Source organism: Pseudomonas sp. AB39(2026), from assembly GCF_059831485.1.
In genome coordinates this window covers 1066564-1081942 of the sequence record NZ_CP195212.1, presented here as the reverse complement: position 1 = coordinate 1081942, position 15379 = coordinate 1066564, and the positions used below count along the sequence as shown (strand labels likewise).

The 15379-nt window shown below is 62.4% G+C and carries 12 protein-coding genes; all 12 read left to right on the top strand.

The window, feature by feature from the left end; all coding sequences use genetic code 11:
• Window positions 1-8 precede the first annotated feature (8 nt).
• The 12 genes from ACSAMW_RS04700 to ACSAMW_RS04645 all read left to right on the top strand — a co-directional run bounded on the left by ACSAMW_RS04700 (window position 9) and on the right by ACSAMW_RS04645 (window position 15312).
• On the top strand, window positions 9-422 hold the full coding sequence (locus ACSAMW_RS04700) for a cytidine deaminase (RefSeq protein ID WP_500592895.1): 414 nt from the start codon (window positions 9-11) through the stop codon (window positions 420-422).
• Window positions 423-443: 21 nt separating this feature from the next.
• A complete protein-coding gene (locus ACSAMW_RS04695) occupies window positions 444-1709 on the top strand; it encodes a NupC/NupG family nucleoside CNT transporter (RefSeq protein WP_500592894.1) in 1266 nt (421 codons plus the stop codon).
• 31 nt (window positions 1710-1740) lie between these two features.
• Complete coding sequence (gene deoA / locus ACSAMW_RS04690; protein ID WP_500592893.1) at window positions 1741-3066, top strand: thymidine phosphorylase; 1326 nt, start codon at window positions 1741-1743, stop codon at window positions 3064-3066.
• Window positions 3067-3080: 14 nt separating this feature from the next.
• The gene (locus tag ACSAMW_RS04685; RefSeq protein WP_500592892.1) at window positions 3081-4115 is read left to right on the top strand and encodes a purine-nucleoside phosphorylase; all 1035 of its coding nucleotides are present in this window, start codon (window positions 3081-3083) and stop codon (window positions 4113-4115) included.
• 588 nt (window positions 4116-4703) lie between these two features.
• Window positions 4704-6869, top strand: coding sequence for a PA5441 family protein (locus ACSAMW_RS04680; protein ID WP_500592891.1), 2166 nt, complete (start codon window positions 4704-4706; stop codon window positions 6867-6869).
• A 20-nt stretch (window positions 6870-6889) separates the two neighbouring features.
• Window positions 6890-7588, top strand: a complete 699-nt coding sequence (locus ACSAMW_RS04675; RefSeq protein ID WP_500593979.1) for a DUF3142 domain-containing protein — start codon at window positions 6890-6892, stop codon at window positions 7586-7588.
• Between the two features lie 308 nt (window positions 7589-7896).
• Window positions 7897-8709, top strand: coding sequence for an energy transducer TonB (locus ACSAMW_RS04670; RefSeq protein WP_500592890.1), 813 nt, complete (start codon window positions 7897-7899; stop codon window positions 8707-8709).
• Between the two features lie 79 nt (window positions 8710-8788).
• Entirely contained in the window at window positions 8789-9502 is a 714-nt protein-coding gene (locus ACSAMW_RS04665) for a MotA/TolQ/ExbB proton channel family protein (RefSeq protein ID WP_500592889.1), read from the top strand.
• Window position 9503: 1 nt separating this feature from the next.
• Window positions 9504-9905, top strand: a complete 402-nt coding sequence (locus ACSAMW_RS04660) for an ExbD/TolR family protein (protein ID WP_500592888.1) — start codon at window positions 9504-9506, stop codon at window positions 9903-9905.
• 313 nt (window positions 9906-10218) lie between these two features.
• Window positions 10219-12420 (top strand): TonB-dependent receptor family protein, encoded by a 2202-nt coding sequence (locus ACSAMW_RS04655; protein ID WP_500592887.1) that lies wholly within the window; start codon window positions 10219-10221, stop codon window positions 12418-12420.
• A gap of 289 nt (window positions 12421-12709) precedes the next feature.
• Entirely contained in the window at window positions 12710-13960 is a 1251-nt protein-coding gene (locus ACSAMW_RS04650; RefSeq protein ID WP_500592886.1) for an acyl-CoA dehydrogenase family protein, read from the top strand.
• A 20-nt stretch (window positions 13961-13980) separates the two neighbouring features.
• A complete protein-coding gene (locus ACSAMW_RS04645) occupies window positions 13981-15312 on the top strand; it encodes an LLM class flavin-dependent oxidoreductase (RefSeq protein WP_500592885.1) in 1332 nt (443 codons plus the stop codon).
• Window positions 15313-15379 lie beyond the last annotated feature (67 nt).

The following is a 15379-nucleotide window of genomic DNA, read 5'->3' as shown; positions in this document are numbered from 1 at the left end:
GAAACCCCATGACAGACCAACACGTGCACGACCATCAGCACTTGCTTGACGAAGCTCGGCTGGCGGCGCAAGCCACCTATTCGCCGTACTCCAGTTTTCCGGTAGGTGCCGCCTTGCTCACCGCAGAGGGCGCCGTGGTACGGGGCTGCAACGTGGAAAATATTTCCTATGGCCTTACCAATTGCGCCGAACGCAGCGCGCTGTTCAGTGCCCTTTCCCAAGGTGCCTTGCCGCGCAGCTTCAAGGCCATGGCGGTGTATGCGCCCAAGGTGCCCTTGATCAGCCCCTGCGGGGCCTGTCGCCAGGTGCTGCTGGAATTGATGGCGCCGGACGCTGTGATTGTGTGCCAGGGCAGCGATCCGGCTGCTACGCGTACCTGGACGCTGGACCAGCTGTTGCCCGGCGCCTTCAACGCCTTCTGACCATTCAATGGAGCCCCTTACATGATCAGCCTGCTAGGCATTGTTGTGCTTGTTCTGATTGCCCTGGCGTTGTCCAGGCGACGCCGTGCCATCCAGTGGCGCACGGTAGGCGGGGCCTTTCTGATTCAGGTGGTCATCGGCGCCTTTGCGCTCTATGTACCCTGGGGGCAGAGTGTGCTGGCCAGCCTGGCCGGGGCGGTGTCGTCCCTGCAGTCCTACGCCAACAAAGGCATCGACTTCATGTTCGGTGGGCTGGGTTCGCCGCACATGTTCGAGGTGTTTGGCAGTGGCGGCTTTGTGTTCGCGATCAAGGTGCTGCCGGTGATCGTGTTCTTCGGCAGTTTCATTTCGGTGATGTACTACATCGGCGTGATGGGGTGGATCATCCGTATCGTGGGCGGCTTCTTACACATCGTGCTGCGCACCAGCCGGGTCGAATCCATGGCGGTGACCTCGGCCGTGTTCATCGGCCAGTCTGAAGTGCCCTTGGTGGTAAGGCCCTTCATTGCACAAATGACCCGCTCGGAGCTGTTCGCGGTGATGGTGGGCGGGTTTGCGGCAGTGGCGGGTTCAGTGCTGCTGGGCTATGCCGGCCTGGGGGTGGACCTCAAGTACCTCATCGCCGCCTGCTTCATGTCCGCACCTGGCGCCTTGCTGATGGCCAAGCTGATGGAGCCGGAAACCGAAGAGGTGGTGGAGGCCCAGGCACTGGACGTGCTGGACGACAAGGCCAGCAAACCGGCGAATATCGTGGATGCTGCTGCTGAGGGTGCCCAGGTTGGGTTGCGCCTGGCCATGGCCGTGGGTGCGATGCTGCTGGCCTTTATCGGCCTGATCGCCTTGCTCAACGGGCTGTTGGGCTGGGCAGGGGGCTGGGTAGGCTTTCCGCAGCTCACCCTGCAACTGGTGCTGGGCTACCTGCTGGCGCCGGTGGCGTTCATCATCGGTGTGCCGTGGAACGAGTGTGTGCTGGCGGGCGGCTTCATTGGCCAGAAGCTGATCCTCAATGAGTTCGTCGCCTATGCCGACCTGGGTAATTACCTCACCCCAGAGCGGGCAGCCGCTGCCAACGTGCCGCTGCTGTCGGTGCACACCCAAGTGATCGTCACCTTTGCCTTGTGCGGCTTTGCCAACCTGTCGTCCATCGCCATCCAGCTGGCGGGCTTGAGCGGCATTGCGCCTCAACGCCGGCACGAGCTGGCCAAGCTGGGGTTGCGGGCCATGGTCGGTGGCACATTATCGAACCTGATGAGCGCCGCCATCGTGGGCTTTTTCATTTCGCTGTAAACCCTTTCCCAAAACAACAAGGAGGCTTGCCATGTGGATGGCACAGGAAGTGATAGCCCGCAAACGCGACGGCCAGGTGCTGGAGGCTGGCGACATCCAGCGTTTCGTGGCAGGGATTGCAGACGGCAGTATCGCGGACGCACAGGTGGGCGCCTTCGCCATGGCAGTGCTGCTCAAAGGCATGGGGTTGCCGGAGCGCATTGCCCTGACCCAAGCCATGCGCGACTCGGGCGACCGGTTGCAGTGGGACTTGCCAGGGCCAGTGGTGGATAAACACTCTACAGGCGGGGTGGGCGACCTGACCAGCCTGGTGCTGGCGCCCCTGCTGGCGGCCTGCGGCTGCTATGTGCCGATGATCTCCGGGCGGGGCCTTGGCCACACCGGTGGCACCCTGGACAAGCTTGAAAGCATCCCTGGCTACGACTGCAACTTGCCCACCGAGCGCCTGCGCCAAGTGGTGCGGGACGTGGGCTGTGCCATTGTCGGCCAGACCGCCCAACTGGCCCCGGCAGACAAGCGCCTGTACGCCATTCGTGACGTGACCGCCACGGTGGAATCCATCGACCTGATTACCGCCTCCATTCTGGCCAAGAAGCTGGCGGCCGGGTTGCAGGTACTGGTCATGGACGTAAAGACCGGCAACGGCGCCTTTATGCCCACGACGGCGGCTGCCACCGAGCTGGCACAGAGTATCGTGGAGGTGGCCAATGGTGCCGGAGTAAACACCTGTGCGCTGGTGACCGACATGGGCCAGCCACTGGCCCGTAGTGCCGGTAATGCCCTGGAGGTGGCCGAGGCTATCGCCCTGTTGAAAGGCGAGGTGCGCAGCGACCGTTTGTGGCAGGTGACCCTTGCTCTGGGTGAACAGGCCTTAGTGATGGCGGGCTTGGCGACGGACGCGGCGGCTGCGCGTCAGCAGCTGCTGGCGGCCTGGCACAGTGGCGCAGCCCTGGAGCGCTTCGCTCGCATGGTGGCGGCACAGGGTGGGCCAACCGACCTGTGCGACCGCCCCGACAATTATCTGCCGCTGGCCCCTGTGCGTTTTCCCATCTGGGCCCAGGCCAGCGGCCATGTGGTCAGCATCGATACCCGGATTCTGGGCATGGCTGTAGTGGCCTTGGGCGGTGGTCGGCTATGCGCTGACGCGGCCATTGACTTGGCCGTAGGCTTCAGCGAATTGGCCTTGCCCGGCGACCAGGTCGGCGAGCAACGGCCTTTGGGCTGGGTCCATGCCGCTACCCGAGAGCATGCCGAAGCGGCCGCCAATACCCTGCGTGCCGCCTACCGGCTGGCCTCGGCCCCGGTAATGCCCGGCCCCCTTATTTATAAACATGTTACTTCGCACACACCTCTCTAAGGAGCAGAGACCCTATGTCACGCGTAAACCGCTTTACCCTTGCTGCATGCACTGCACTGAGCGTATTGGCCCACAACGCCCAGGCGGCAGACACGCCGCCCATGCAGCCCAAGGTGATGCTGATCTCCATGTTTGGCCCCGAAGCCCAGAACTGGATCGACCGCCTCAAGCTTACCCGTAGCATCGAAGTGCCTGGCTTGTCCGCTGAGTACCCTGCGGTGCATTGCAACGACCAACAGGTGTGCCTGATGACCACCGGCATGGGCCAGACCAATGCGGCAGCCTCGACCTTGGCGCTCGCCCTGTCGCCCCAGTTCGACCTGCGTAAGACGTATTTTTTGGTGGCGGGTATCGCTGGGATCAGCCCCAAGCACGGCACCCTGGGCACCACGGCCTGGGCGCACTACCTGGTCGAGTTCGGCACCCAATGGGAAATCGACTCCCGGGACGCCCCAAAAAGCTGGCCTACCGGCTACATAGGCATCAACACCAAAGGCCCCAACGAAAAGCCGCCTCTGGACTACAAAACCGAAGTGTTCGAACTCAACCCGGCGCTACAGGCCAAGGCGTTTGCGCTGTCGCAACACGTGGCGCTCGGTGAGAGCAAGGAGTCGGCCGCCTGGCGCAAGCACTACCCGCAGGCCCCTGCCAACCAGCCGCCGGTGGTAACCCGCTGCGACACGCTGGCAGGCAACACTTGGTTCTCCGGCACCCGCCTGAGTGAACGGGCCGAGGTGTGGACCAAGCTGCTGACCGACGGCAAGGGTGAATACTGCACCACCCAGCAGGAAGACAACTCCACGTACGAAGCCTTGCTGCGCGCCAGCCGCATGGGCCGTGCAGACATCAACCGCCTGGCGGTGGTGCGTGCCGGCTCGGACTTCGACCGGCCATACCCCGGCTACAGCGAAGTGGACAACCTGCTCAAGTACGCGGACCAAGGCGGTTTCGTGCCAGCACTGGACAACCTCTATCGCACAGGCGAACCGTTGGTGAAGGACATCGTCCAGAACTGGGCGCAGTGGGAAAAGGGCGTGCCTGCCCTTTAAGCACCACCTCAACCCTGCTTCAGCAGGCCGCCGCTACACCGCAGCGGCCTGTTCCACAGCAGTGGAATGCCTCCTTGTGGGAGTTCGCGTAGCGCGGGCGCAGCGGCCGAACCTGGGCAGCCGCTACACCGCAGCGACCTGTTCCCGGTCTGCGCCTTCGGCTACGCCCGGTCCCACAGCAGGTAGTGTGCCCCCCCCTGTGGGAGTTCGCGCAGCGCTAGCGCAGCGGACGAACCTGGGCAGCCGCTACACCGCAGCGACCTGTTCCCGGTCTGCGCCTTCGGCTACGCCCGGTCCCACAGTAGGTAGTGTGCCCCCCCCCTGTGGGAGTTCGCGCAGCGCTAGCGCAGCGGACGAACCTGGGCAGCCGCTACACCGCAGCGACCTGTTCCCGGTCTGCGCCTTCGGCTACGCCCGGTCCCACAGCAGGTAGTGTGCCCCCCCCTGTGGGAGTTCGCGAAGCGCCAGCGCAGCGGACGAACCTTGGCAGCCGCTACCCCGCAGCGGCCTGTTTCAACAGCAACCAAGCTACTCCTGCCTTCTGGCGGCCTGTACCATGGCGGCACGTCGCACACACAAGGACTGTCCATGCGTTTCCGCCTTCTTGCTTCTGTCGCACTCGTGCTCGGCACCGTTGCGCTCAACACTGCTCAGGCCAGCGGTGATGACACCTGTTACCCCAACTGGTCGCCGCTCAAACGCGGCCTGGACGTGTGCAACAACTTCCCTTTTCTGAGCCCAGGTAACGATACCCGTGTGAACCTGCGCCTGTTGCTGGCCGACAGCAAGGTGCTGGCCATGGCCCCCAACCCAGTCAGCGAAGACGCGGCGTCTGTGGGGTATGGCCCTGTCCCCTTCGAAGTGTCGCGCCTGCAGGCTGCAGACGATGAGCAGACACCGAGCGATGACTCCAGCACTGCCTCGCTCATGGCACTGTTGCAGGCGTTGGGCATTGAGCGGGACAACCTGGAGACGGCTGGCGAAGCATTCCTTCAGGGGGAGGGCAGCCGCTGCCGCAGCAACACCGACGACAGTGCCCTGGCGTTCTCTGAGCAAGTGGTCGATACCCCCGAGCTGGCCCAGGAAGAGCGCCGCGCCTTGGTCCAGGCTAGGTTGGCATTGCTTCAGGCCTGCAGCTGGGATGCGCAGCAACAGGCCAAGGTGGTGCCCAGTGATCTGCACACGCCCCAGGCCCAGGCGTTTGGCAGTTATTTGCAGGCCGCGACGGATTTCTACAGTGGCCGGTTCAACAAGGCCCAGGCAGGTTTCGCTAACCTCAGTTCCGCACCCCAGCCCTGGCTCAAGGAAACGGCGGCTTACATGGTAGCGCGCACACGCTTGAACGCCGCCCAGGCGGATGCGTTCGATGAGTACGGCAGCCTCAAGGCACCGGTCAACCCTGCGCCCTATGTAAACGTGGCACAGGCACTCAACGATTACCTCACCGCCTACCCTGAAGGCCGTTATGCACCTTCGGCCAGAGGCCTGCTGCGCCGCGTGCATTGGCTATCAGGTGAAAAGGCGGCATTGGCAGCCGACTATGGCTGGCAATTGACCGTGGCCAAGGGGGCCCAGCGCAGCGTACCGCTGGAAGCGTTGATCCAGGAAATCGATAACAAGCTGCTGGTGTCGGCAGGCGACACCTTGCCAACGCCGCTGCTCACCGCTGTCAATGATTTGATGCTGATGCGCTCCGACGGCGGGCCACAACTGACCCACGCGCAGTTGATGGCACACAAGGCCGTACTCGATCAGCACGCTGGGCTGTTTGATTACCTGCAGGCTGCCTTTGCGTTCTACCTGGACAACGCACCCGCCGAGGCCCTCAAGCTGCTGCCCGCTGAGGTGCCTGCCCAACTGGACTACCTTGCCTTCAGCCAGCAGACGCTTCGCGCCATGGCCCTGGAGGCCGGCGGTGATTACCCTGCCGCCCAGGCCCTGTGGCTGCAATTGCTGCCGTTAGCCACTCAGCCTTTGCAGCGCGAGCACCTGGAGCTGGCCCTGGCCATGAACTATGAGCGCAGCGGCCAGCTGGGCCAAGTGTTCGCTGACGGATCGCCCATCCTGTCGGCGCAGGTGCGCTTGATCCTGCTGGGCAAAGTCGCGGACGCCACCTTGCTGCGCCAGCAGGTGGAGCAGGGGATCAGCACCCAGGAAAAAGCCACGGCGTATTTCGCCCTGCTGTACAAAGGCCTGATGCGCGGGCAGTACGCCGAGTTTGCCGAAGACCTGAGTACTGTCCCCTCCGCCCTGGCCGAGGTGAAGCTGGACAGCAGCCTGGGCTACGCCTACGGCCCTGCCCAAACCTTGCAGCTGTTCCAGTGGGACGGGGGCGATGCCCATGCCGGCTACCGCTGCCCTGGCCTCAAAGCCATCGCCGCCAGCTTGCAAGCCAACGCACAGGACGCGCGGGGCCTTAACTGCCTAGGCGAGTTCGTTCGCCTCAACGGGCTGGATGGCATGCCCCTGGACCAGCGCCCGGAAGCGGATCAGTTGGGCGGCACTGAGCCGGGTTTCGAAGGCCCGGTCTTTTCCCGCCTGGACGGCTACCAGGCTGTGATTGCCGATGTTACGGCAGGCCGGGACGACAAGGCCTACGCACTGTACCGCGCGGTTAACTGCTACGGCCCGTCTGGTTACAACGGGTGCGGCGGCACAGAAGTAGAACAGCCTGTACGCAAAGGCTGGTTCAAGAAACTCAAGGGCACCTATGGCAGTACGCCGTGGGGTAAATTGCAACAGTACTACTGGTGATACGCATCAGTTTCAGATGGCTGCTGGGCTGGCTGCTAGTTAGCGTTCCCGCCGCCGCGGCAGTGGACGCCCGAAACCATGATGCCTTCTGGTTGTGGAGTGGTGTGCAGGCGCAGCCTGTGCTGCAACAGGCGCGCACCCTGTACCTGTTGCAGGGGCAGATCAGTGCCCCTCGCGGCGCCCAGGCACCCGTGGCCCTGATTGCCCAAGGCATGACAGTGTCCCGTTTGCCGCAGCCTGACCTGTGGATCGTGTACCGGGCCCACACCTTGCACTGGCCGGAACGGGTATACACCCAGTTGTTCGGCCAGGTCCGGCGTTGGCAGGTGGCCGGGAATGCAGTCACGGGCATCCAGATCGACTTTGACGCGCGCACCCGCTACCTGCACGAATACGTGGCCTTTCTGAAGGACCTGCGTCGGCGCTTGCCAGATGAGTTCAAGCTCAGCATCACCGGGTTGATGGACTGGAGCAGCCATGCCGACCCACAGGCGATTGGCGAACTCAAGGGCGTGGTGGATGAAGTGGTGGTACAAACCTACCAAGGCCGCCACAGCATCCCTGACTACGCCGCCTACCTGCCACGTTTGGCAAGGCTAGGCCTGCCGTTCAAGGTGGGGTTGATCCAGGGTGGTGAATGGAGCGGGGCGCCGTACTTGGAGCACAGTCCGAATTTCCAAGGCTACGTGGTATTCCTGCAAAACCTACCCGGCCGCTGAACGCATTTCCAGGGTTCCCGGCCTCCGCCTACGACGAACCTGAGTTTCGGCAGCCAGTGATAGCTGCTATTGGTCCCTTGCTCCCTCATGGGTACTAAGCGCCTGTCACTTTCAAGTTGAGAGACGCGCAACTTGCCCCAGCGTTTTATTTAATTATCCCCTGTTGCCAAGTTGCACGATCGAATAAGCAAAGAAGTAAATGTTCCTTTCTAAACCCCTTAAAAGCTCTGATTATCGCGGCCTTGAGCGGTTGCCTGATTTAACTCCGGCAATGCTCTCTTTTGATTCAGAAAACCAGGAGCTAAACAATGGGCAATGTCCAGAGCGCGGCCAGCGCGTTGAACACGCGATGGCGCGACCCCGTCGATACTGACCTGCTGGCGTTGAATCCACTGGTACGGGCACCCCTGTGGGCCTTTCGGCTGCAACGGCCCCCAGGGCCGGTGCTCAGCAAGCGTGAAGGCCTTCTGTTAGGTGTATTTGCGCTGGTGTTGCACGGTGCGGTGATCTACTGGATCAACAGCAAGCCCATGCCGCAGCTACCGGTGGTACCGCCCCAGGTGCCCCCCATGACCATCGAGTTCTCCCGGCCAGCGCCACCAGCACCGCCGGTGGTGGAGCCGCCGCCACCCGTGGCACCACCCCCTGTGGTTGAGCCGCCACCGCCCCCGGTGGACGAACTGGCCGCCAAGCCCAAGCCGCCGCCCAAGCCCAAGCCTGTTGTCAAACCGGTGGTTAAGCCAGTGGCAAAACCTGTGGCCAAACCCGAGCCCGCGCCTGCTCCCGCTCCTGTGGCCGCGCCTGCACCTCCTGCACCTGCCCCTGCGGCACCTGCCCCGGTCACACCACCTTCCGCCAGCGCCGGCTACCTGAATAACCCCGCACCAGAATACCCCTCGCTGGCCATGCGCCGTGGCTGGGAGGGCACGGTATTGCTCAGGGTGCAGGTACTGCCCAGCGGCAAGCCTGGCGACATCCAGATCCAGAAAAGCAGCGGGCGTACCCAGTTGGACGACGCTGCCTTGGCCGCCGTGAAGCGCTGGACCTTTGTGCCAGCCAAGCAAGGCAACGTGCCACAGGCCGGGTGGGTCAGCGTGCCGATCGACTTCAAGATCCAATAGTTTTGCCAGTAACGACTGCGGGCCACCACCACACAAGGAGCGCCGCCAAACCTACGAACACCTGCTTAGAGATGCACTTATGAACCTGATCGCTTCGCCCTTCGACTCCATTGAACACGCGGTTATCTGGCTGCTTATCCTGTTCTCCATCGCCACCTGGGCCCTGTTTTTGATCAAGGGCTCACAGTTCGCGCGCCTCAAGGGCCAGGATCGCAGGTTCCACAAGCAATTCTGGGCAGCGTCCAGCCTGGATTCAGCCGCCACCTTGGCCCAGGAACAACCCGGTGCTTCGGCGCGTGTCGCCCAGGCGGGCTATAACGCCATTCAGGTAGCGGAAACCCCCACCCAGGACCTGGCCCATGCCATCAACCACCAGGACCGGCTGGAGCGCGCATTGCGCCAGCAGATCGTCCGTGAACGCCGCTCCCTGGAAAGCGGCTTGGCGGTCTTGGCCAGTATCGGCAGCACCTCGCCCTTCATTGGCCTGTTCGGTACGGTGTGGGGGATCATGTCGGCGCTCAAAGGCATCAGCGCCGCCGGTTCGGCCAGCCTGGAAACCGTTGCCGGCCCCATAGGCGCAGCCTTGGTCGCCACTGGCGTAGGCATTGCGGTCGCTGTTCCAGCGGTGCTGGTCTACAACTACTTCCTGCGCCGCCTGAAGCTGACCGTGGCCGACCTGGACGACTTCGCCCATGACTTCTACAGCCTGGCCCAGAAGAGCCACTTCCGTGTGATCACACACCCCGCCAGCCTTAAGGCTACGGACAGCCGCTCTGTGAAGGAGGCGTCCTGACATGGCGTTTTCCACTCAAGACAGCGACGAAGTGCTCAGCGAAATCAACGTAACGCCACTGGTGGACGTAATGCTGGTGCTGCTGGTGGTGTTCATCGTCACTGCGCCCTTGCTGACCAACGCTATCCCCATCAATTTGCCCAAGACCGACGCGGTGGCACCAGTTGAGCAGAAGGACCCGGTGGTGGTCAGTATCGATGACAAGGGGCAGGCCTTTTTCGACAAGGACCCTATCGACCTGGACCAACTGGGGCTGCGGTTGCAGGGCGCCAAGGCCAAAGACCCAGACGTGCGTGTGCAACTGCAAGCCGATGACGGGGTGAACTATGGCCAGGTGGCCAAAGCCATGGCCTCCATTGAAAAGGCGGGTATTACCAAGTTGGCGGTGATTACCGCCAAGTAGGATCGCGCAGCAGAAAAGGGAACGGGGCCACTAAAGGCCCCGTTTTTTATATCTGGAACGGTTCAGTACCAAACGCTGCCAGAACGCGGGAGGTATTCGTTGACTTGCGCAACCTGCAGCTGGATGCCGTCCAAGTGTTGAATCCCAGTCAGCGCCCCATCACCAAGTGTTCGCCAGCGTTCAGTTCTATACCCTAATTCCTAGGTTTTTCCGCTATTTACGTGTAAATACGCTGGCACGGTCCCTGCTATCTCCCTTGCGCCAACACAACGCCTTTTCACGCGTTGAAACGTGACCCAAGCAGGAGCACCACATGAAAGGGGATGTACCGACTAGAACCAGGGCACGTCGCCGCTTGCCATCAACCGTGAGTGCCGGGGCCACGTTCCTGCTCATCGGCCAGTTGCAGGCCGCGCCTGCTAACGTGAACGACGCCAGCACACAGGCACCCGCCAAAGCCCTGAGCGCGGTGGTGGTCAAGGGCGTGAAGCTGGACGATACCGAACAGGCCAAGGCCGCCTTGAAAGACGTGGCCGGTGGCGTCAACTTTGTAGACTCAGCCACCGTCGAGAAGGGTAGGGTGTCGACCAGCACCGATGTGTTTGCCTTGCAGCCGGGTGTGATCGCCACACAAGGCGGCGGCAGCAACGACGGCACGCGTATTTCGATTCGAGGCTCGGGTATCAACAAGGGCGTGGGGTATTTCCGGGCAGGCATTTTCTACCTGTTCGACGGCTTGCCCGTGTCCGGCCCTGGCGGCACCCCGTATGAATTGTTCGAACCCTTGGGGTTGAGCCACACCGAAGTGCTGCGTGGCGGCAATGCCTTCGATATCGGATCGCTGTACCTGGGCGGGGCAATCAACTATGTGACCAAGACCGGCTATAACGCCGCGCCGTTGCAGGTGCGCTACGAAGCAGGCAGTTACGGGTATCAGAAGCGACAGATCAGTTCAGGGCAGGTGTTTGGCCCGCTTGATTACTACGTGAGCCTTACCGACTCGGCTTCGGACGGTTTTCAGGACCAGACCCAAGGCAAAAGTGCCGGCTTTGTGGGTAACGTGGGTTATCAGTTTTCACCGCAGCTCAAGTCACGCCTGTATTACCGGTATCGGACTACTGATAACCAGACACCCGGTTATATCACCCGGGCGCAGCTCAAGGATGACCCCGAACAGGCCAACCCGGCCAGCGTGAGCGTGCATGCTCACCGCAAGCAACCGGGCTCTACCTGGGTGGCCAACAAGACCGACTACACCTTTGATGACGATTCGCACCTGGAACTGGGGCTGGTGTATCACGACTACCCCATTGATGCGCGCCAGGGTGTGAACCGTACCACCTGGGGGTTCAGCGACTATTCCACCACGTTGAAATACGACCGGCTCGATACCCTGTTCGGCAAAAACAGCCTCACGCGCTTCAACGTGTTGCATACCGAACATTTGAATGCCTACGCCAAGACAACAGTACGCATCCCTTCCGGTATCACAGCAGGCTTGCCTTCCGGCGCGCTGGTACGCAAGGCCGAGTATGAAGGGTCCGACACCGTATTGAGTGTCAGCAACGAAACCGAGTGGGTCGATAACACGCTGTGGGTGACTGCGGGCCTGTCAGAGGTAGCATTCAAGCGCAAGGCCAACGTGTCTTACCCGGTGGGCGGCGAAGCCGATAACCCGAACAACCCCGTGGAAAAAAATGACTGGGAACTCGCGCCACGGGTAGGCGTGCGCTACCAGATCACCCCTGATTGGCAGCTGTTCGGCAACCTCAGCCGTACCGTGGAGGCGCAGCAGTCCTGGGCGTACCTCTCCGGCGCCCAGGTGTTCACTGCAGGGCCGGCGACCGGGCTGAACTCCGGTGGACAGAAACTGGCACCGCAGATCGCCGATACCCTAGAGTTTGGCACCCGCGGCCAGCTTGCCAACACCCAGTGGGACCTGACGTTCTACCGCTCCCATGTGCAGGATGAATTGCTATCCGTGGTGATTCGCGAGGCCACGTCGACGGCTGATGCGCTCACGTCCGAATACAACGCCAGCAAGACGATTCACCAAGGCGTTGAACTGGGGCTGGACTCGTTGCTGTATGAGCACAATGGCGACTCGCTGCACTTGCGGCAGTCCTACACCTACAGTGACTTCTTCTATCGCGACGACGAGCAATTCGGCAGCAATCGGTTGCCCGGTATTCCCAAGCACAATTACCAGGCCGAACTGCGCTATGACTTCAGCAATGGCGTTTACGTGGGGGTGAACACCTACTACGCGTCCAAGACACCGGTGGATTTCGCCAACACTCAGAACGCAGGTGCCTACAACCTGTGGGGCGCGATCCTGGGCTGGGATTCGCCCAGGAAAGACTGGAAGCTGTACCTGGACCTGCGCAACCTCACCGACGAAAAGTACGCAGCCTCCATCAGCCCCACTTACGACGCCGGTGGCGGCGGTGTCCGTACGATCATTCCAGGGGATGGGGTAGGTGCCTATGCTGGGGTGGAGTACAGCTTTCGCTGAATGGGTAAGCCCGGAGGCGGCAAGTCTATTAGCTGGCTGGCCCCACGCCTGAACAGCTTCGTAGGGTATGCAGCCGCGCCCGGCTGTCTGCGTTTAGATCCGCCTCCAAGCGTGATGATCTGTTGCCAGCGCAGCAGCGTTTACACAGTTGGTGAGGTTTCCAACACCTGGACGTGCTGAAAGCGCCGTATTACGGGCGCATCACCCGTGGCATGAACGCTGCAACGGGTTCAGGCAGGGCTAACGTCCATTCACTCCATCCCTACAGCCCTTGTGTAAAGGAATGATCATGAGCGTTGAACAGCGTATCAGCGGTTTTCCGCTGTCGCCTGACTATGCACGTCTGCGCGCGCCCTTTGTCGAGGTGTTTACGCGGATCAAGGACACCGCCCTTGAGCGCGAGCACCAGCGGGAGCTGGCTTTTAAGGCCGTCAACTGGCTACGCGAGGCGGGTTTCGGTGCCCTGCGTGTACCCATTGAACAAGGAGGGGCGGGGGCCAGCCTTCCGCAGCTGTTTGAGTTGCTGATCGAGCTGGCCGAGGCAGACTCCAACCTGCCGCATATCCTGCGGGCCCACTTCGGCTTCGTCGAAGGCCAATTGTCGCGTGACGAGGGGGCTTCTCAAGCGTACTGGCTGCCCAAGGTTGCTGCGGGTGATCTATGGGGCGCGGCCATGGCCGAGCGCACGGACACCAGTACGCAGAGTGTGACCCTCACGCGCGAAGGCGACACCCACTGGCGCCTCGACGGCAAGAAGTTCTACTGCACGGGCACCCTGTATGCCGACTGGATTGCAGTATCGGCTGTAAGCGGGAAGGACTTTGTCAGTGTTTCGGTGCCCACCGGTGCGCCGGGCGTCAGCCGTGACGATGACTGGGACGGTTTCGGGCAGCGGTTGTCCGGCAGCGGCACCACGCGCTTCGAAAACGTTCAGGTGCCGGCTCGCTACGTATTAAGGCATTACCCCGCGGGGGAGCCGCGACCTGAATCCTACATCGCCGCGTTTTACCAACTGTTCCACCTGGCCACCCTGGCCGGTATCGCCCGTGCCGTGCTGCGCGATGCTACCGAGTTCGTCCAGGGCCGTACCCGAGCGTTCGGCGTACCTGGCCAATCAAGCCCCAATGAGGACCCTTTGGTACAGCGGGTGGTAGGGCGGTTGTCGAGCCTGGCCTACGCGGCCCAAGCCCAGGTACTGGCGGTGGCCGAGGTGTTGCAGCGCGTGTACCAGGCCGAACGGGACGGGCACGCTGGCGAAGCGCACTACACCGAGGCCGAGGTACGCGCCTTCCAGGCCCAGCAGATCGTACTTGAGCAGGTGCTGGAGGCCACCACGCTGCTGTTCGAAGTAGGCGGGGCTTCGGCCACCAGCCAGTCCCGGCGGCTGGACCGTCACTGGCGCAATGCCCGCACCTTGGCTTCGCACAACCCCGCCATTTACCGCGAGCGGGCGCTGGGCAACTACTACCTCAACGCTATCAGCCCCCACGCGGCCTGGCGCGCTACCCAGGCCGCCCACGATGAAGCCAGCGCCGTCTGAAGCCTTTACAAGGAAACGTCATGAGCCCTACACCCCACATGAGCATCGGCATGAACATCCTCGGCTTCGGGTCGCACGCTGCCGCCTGGCGAGTGGGCGAAGTGCCCGCCAATGCCTACCTGGACGCCGAGTACTACTGCAATATCGCGCGCATTTCTGAACGCGGCACCCTGGATGCCATTTTCCTGGCCGATGGCCCGGCCCTGGGTGGCGACGTGGCGCATCAACCGGCAGGGCGGCTGGAGCCTACGGTGCTGCTCACCGCCGTGGCCCTGGCGACCCAGCGCATCGGTGTGATCGCCACAGCCTCCAGCACCTACAACGACCCGTTCAACCTGGCCCGGCGCTTCTCCTCTCTGGACCATATCAGCGGTGGCCGTGCGGCCTGGAACGTAGTGACCAATGCCGGCGATGCCGCCGCGCAGAACTTCGGCCTGGCCGGTGCGCCGTTGCACGTGGACCGCTATGCTCGGGCCGACGAATTCATTGATATCACCCTTAAGTTGTGGGACAGCTGGGAAGACGACGCAGTGATCGGTGATGCGGCCAGCGGGCGCTTCGCGGACCCCAGCAAAGTGCATACGCCCAATTTTGTGGGTGAGCATTTCTCTGTCAAAGGCCCCTTGAACCTGCCCCGTTCGCCCCAGGGCCGGCCGGTGCTGGTGCAGGCCGGCTCCTCTGAAGGTGGCAAGGCGCTAGGCTCGCGCTATGCCGATGCTATCTTCACCACCCAGACCACTTTGGAGGAAGGGCAAGGGTTCTATCAGGACATGAAAAGCCGGGCCCGGCGCTGGGGCCGCAACCCAGACCACCTTAAGATCATGCCGGGGCTGTCCACGGTGATCGGCAGCACCGAGGCCGAAGCCCATGGGCGGTTTGATCGGCTTAATGAGTTCTATGGCGAAGAAGGCCTGCTGTCCCAAGTGGCCGCTCGGGTAGGCCTGAGCGTGAGCGAACTGGACCCGGACGCGCCGCTGCCCTGGCACAAGATCGGCCCGGTGGAAGCCTTCGAAAGGGGCTCCCACGGCTTTCTGGAAGCGCAGTTGAACCTGGCGCGGCGGGAAAACCTCAGCATTCGTCAATTGTCCCGGCGCATCCTGGTAGGCCACCGCCTGCTGGTCGGCACGCCCGAGCAGGTAGCCGATACGCTGGAGCATTGGTTCCTGGCCGGTGCGGCCGACGGCTTCAACATCATGCCCGACATGTTCCCCTCGGGCGTTGAAACCTTCGTTGACGAGGTGGTGCCGTTGCTGCGCCAGCGCGGCGTGTTCCGTCACGAATACAGCGGCCACACCCTGCGCGACCACCTCGGCCTGCCATACCCGGCCAGCCAGTATGCTCGTAGTGCCTGACCTTTGCTTCAAGCCGATGCCCCATTGGCTGGCGACCCCCGGCCAAGTGTTGCTCTGGCAACACCAG

Coding starts and splice junctions, on each gene's coding strand:
- ACSAMW_RS04700 (WP_500592895.1), top strand. CDS start 9: ATGACAGACCAACACGTGCACGACCATCAGCACTTGCTTGACGAAGCT.
- ACSAMW_RS04695 (WP_500592894.1), top strand. CDS start 444: ATGATCAGCCTGCTAGGCATTGTTGTGCTTGTTCTGATTGCCCTGGCG.
- deoA (WP_500592893.1), top strand. CDS start 1,741: ATGTGGATGGCACAGGAAGTGATAGCCCGCAAACGCGACGGCCAGGTG.
- ACSAMW_RS04685 (WP_500592892.1), top strand. CDS start 3,081: ATGTCACGCGTAAACCGCTTTACCCTTGCTGCATGCACTGCACTGAGC.
- ACSAMW_RS04680 (WP_500592891.1), top strand. CDS start 4,704: ATGCGTTTCCGCCTTCTTGCTTCTGTCGCACTCGTGCTCGGCACCGTT.
- ACSAMW_RS04670 (WP_500592890.1), top strand. CDS start 7,897: ATGGGCAATGTCCAGAGCGCGGCCAGCGCGTTGAACACGCGATGGCGC.
- ACSAMW_RS04665 (WP_500592889.1), top strand. CDS start 8,789: ATGAACCTGATCGCTTCGCCCTTCGACTCCATTGAACACGCGGTTATC.
- ACSAMW_RS04660 (WP_500592888.1), top strand. CDS start 9,504: ATGGCGTTTTCCACTCAAGACAGCGACGAAGTGCTCAGCGAAATCAAC.
- ACSAMW_RS04655 (WP_500592887.1), top strand. CDS start 10,219: ATGAAAGGGGATGTACCGACTAGAACCAGGGCACGTCGCCGCTTGCCA.
- ACSAMW_RS04650 (WP_500592886.1), top strand. CDS start 12,710: ATGAGCGTTGAACAGCGTATCAGCGGTTTTCCGCTGTCGCCTGACTAT.
- ACSAMW_RS04645 (WP_500592885.1), top strand. CDS start 13,981: ATGAGCCCTACACCCCACATGAGCATCGGCATGAACATCCTCGGCTTC.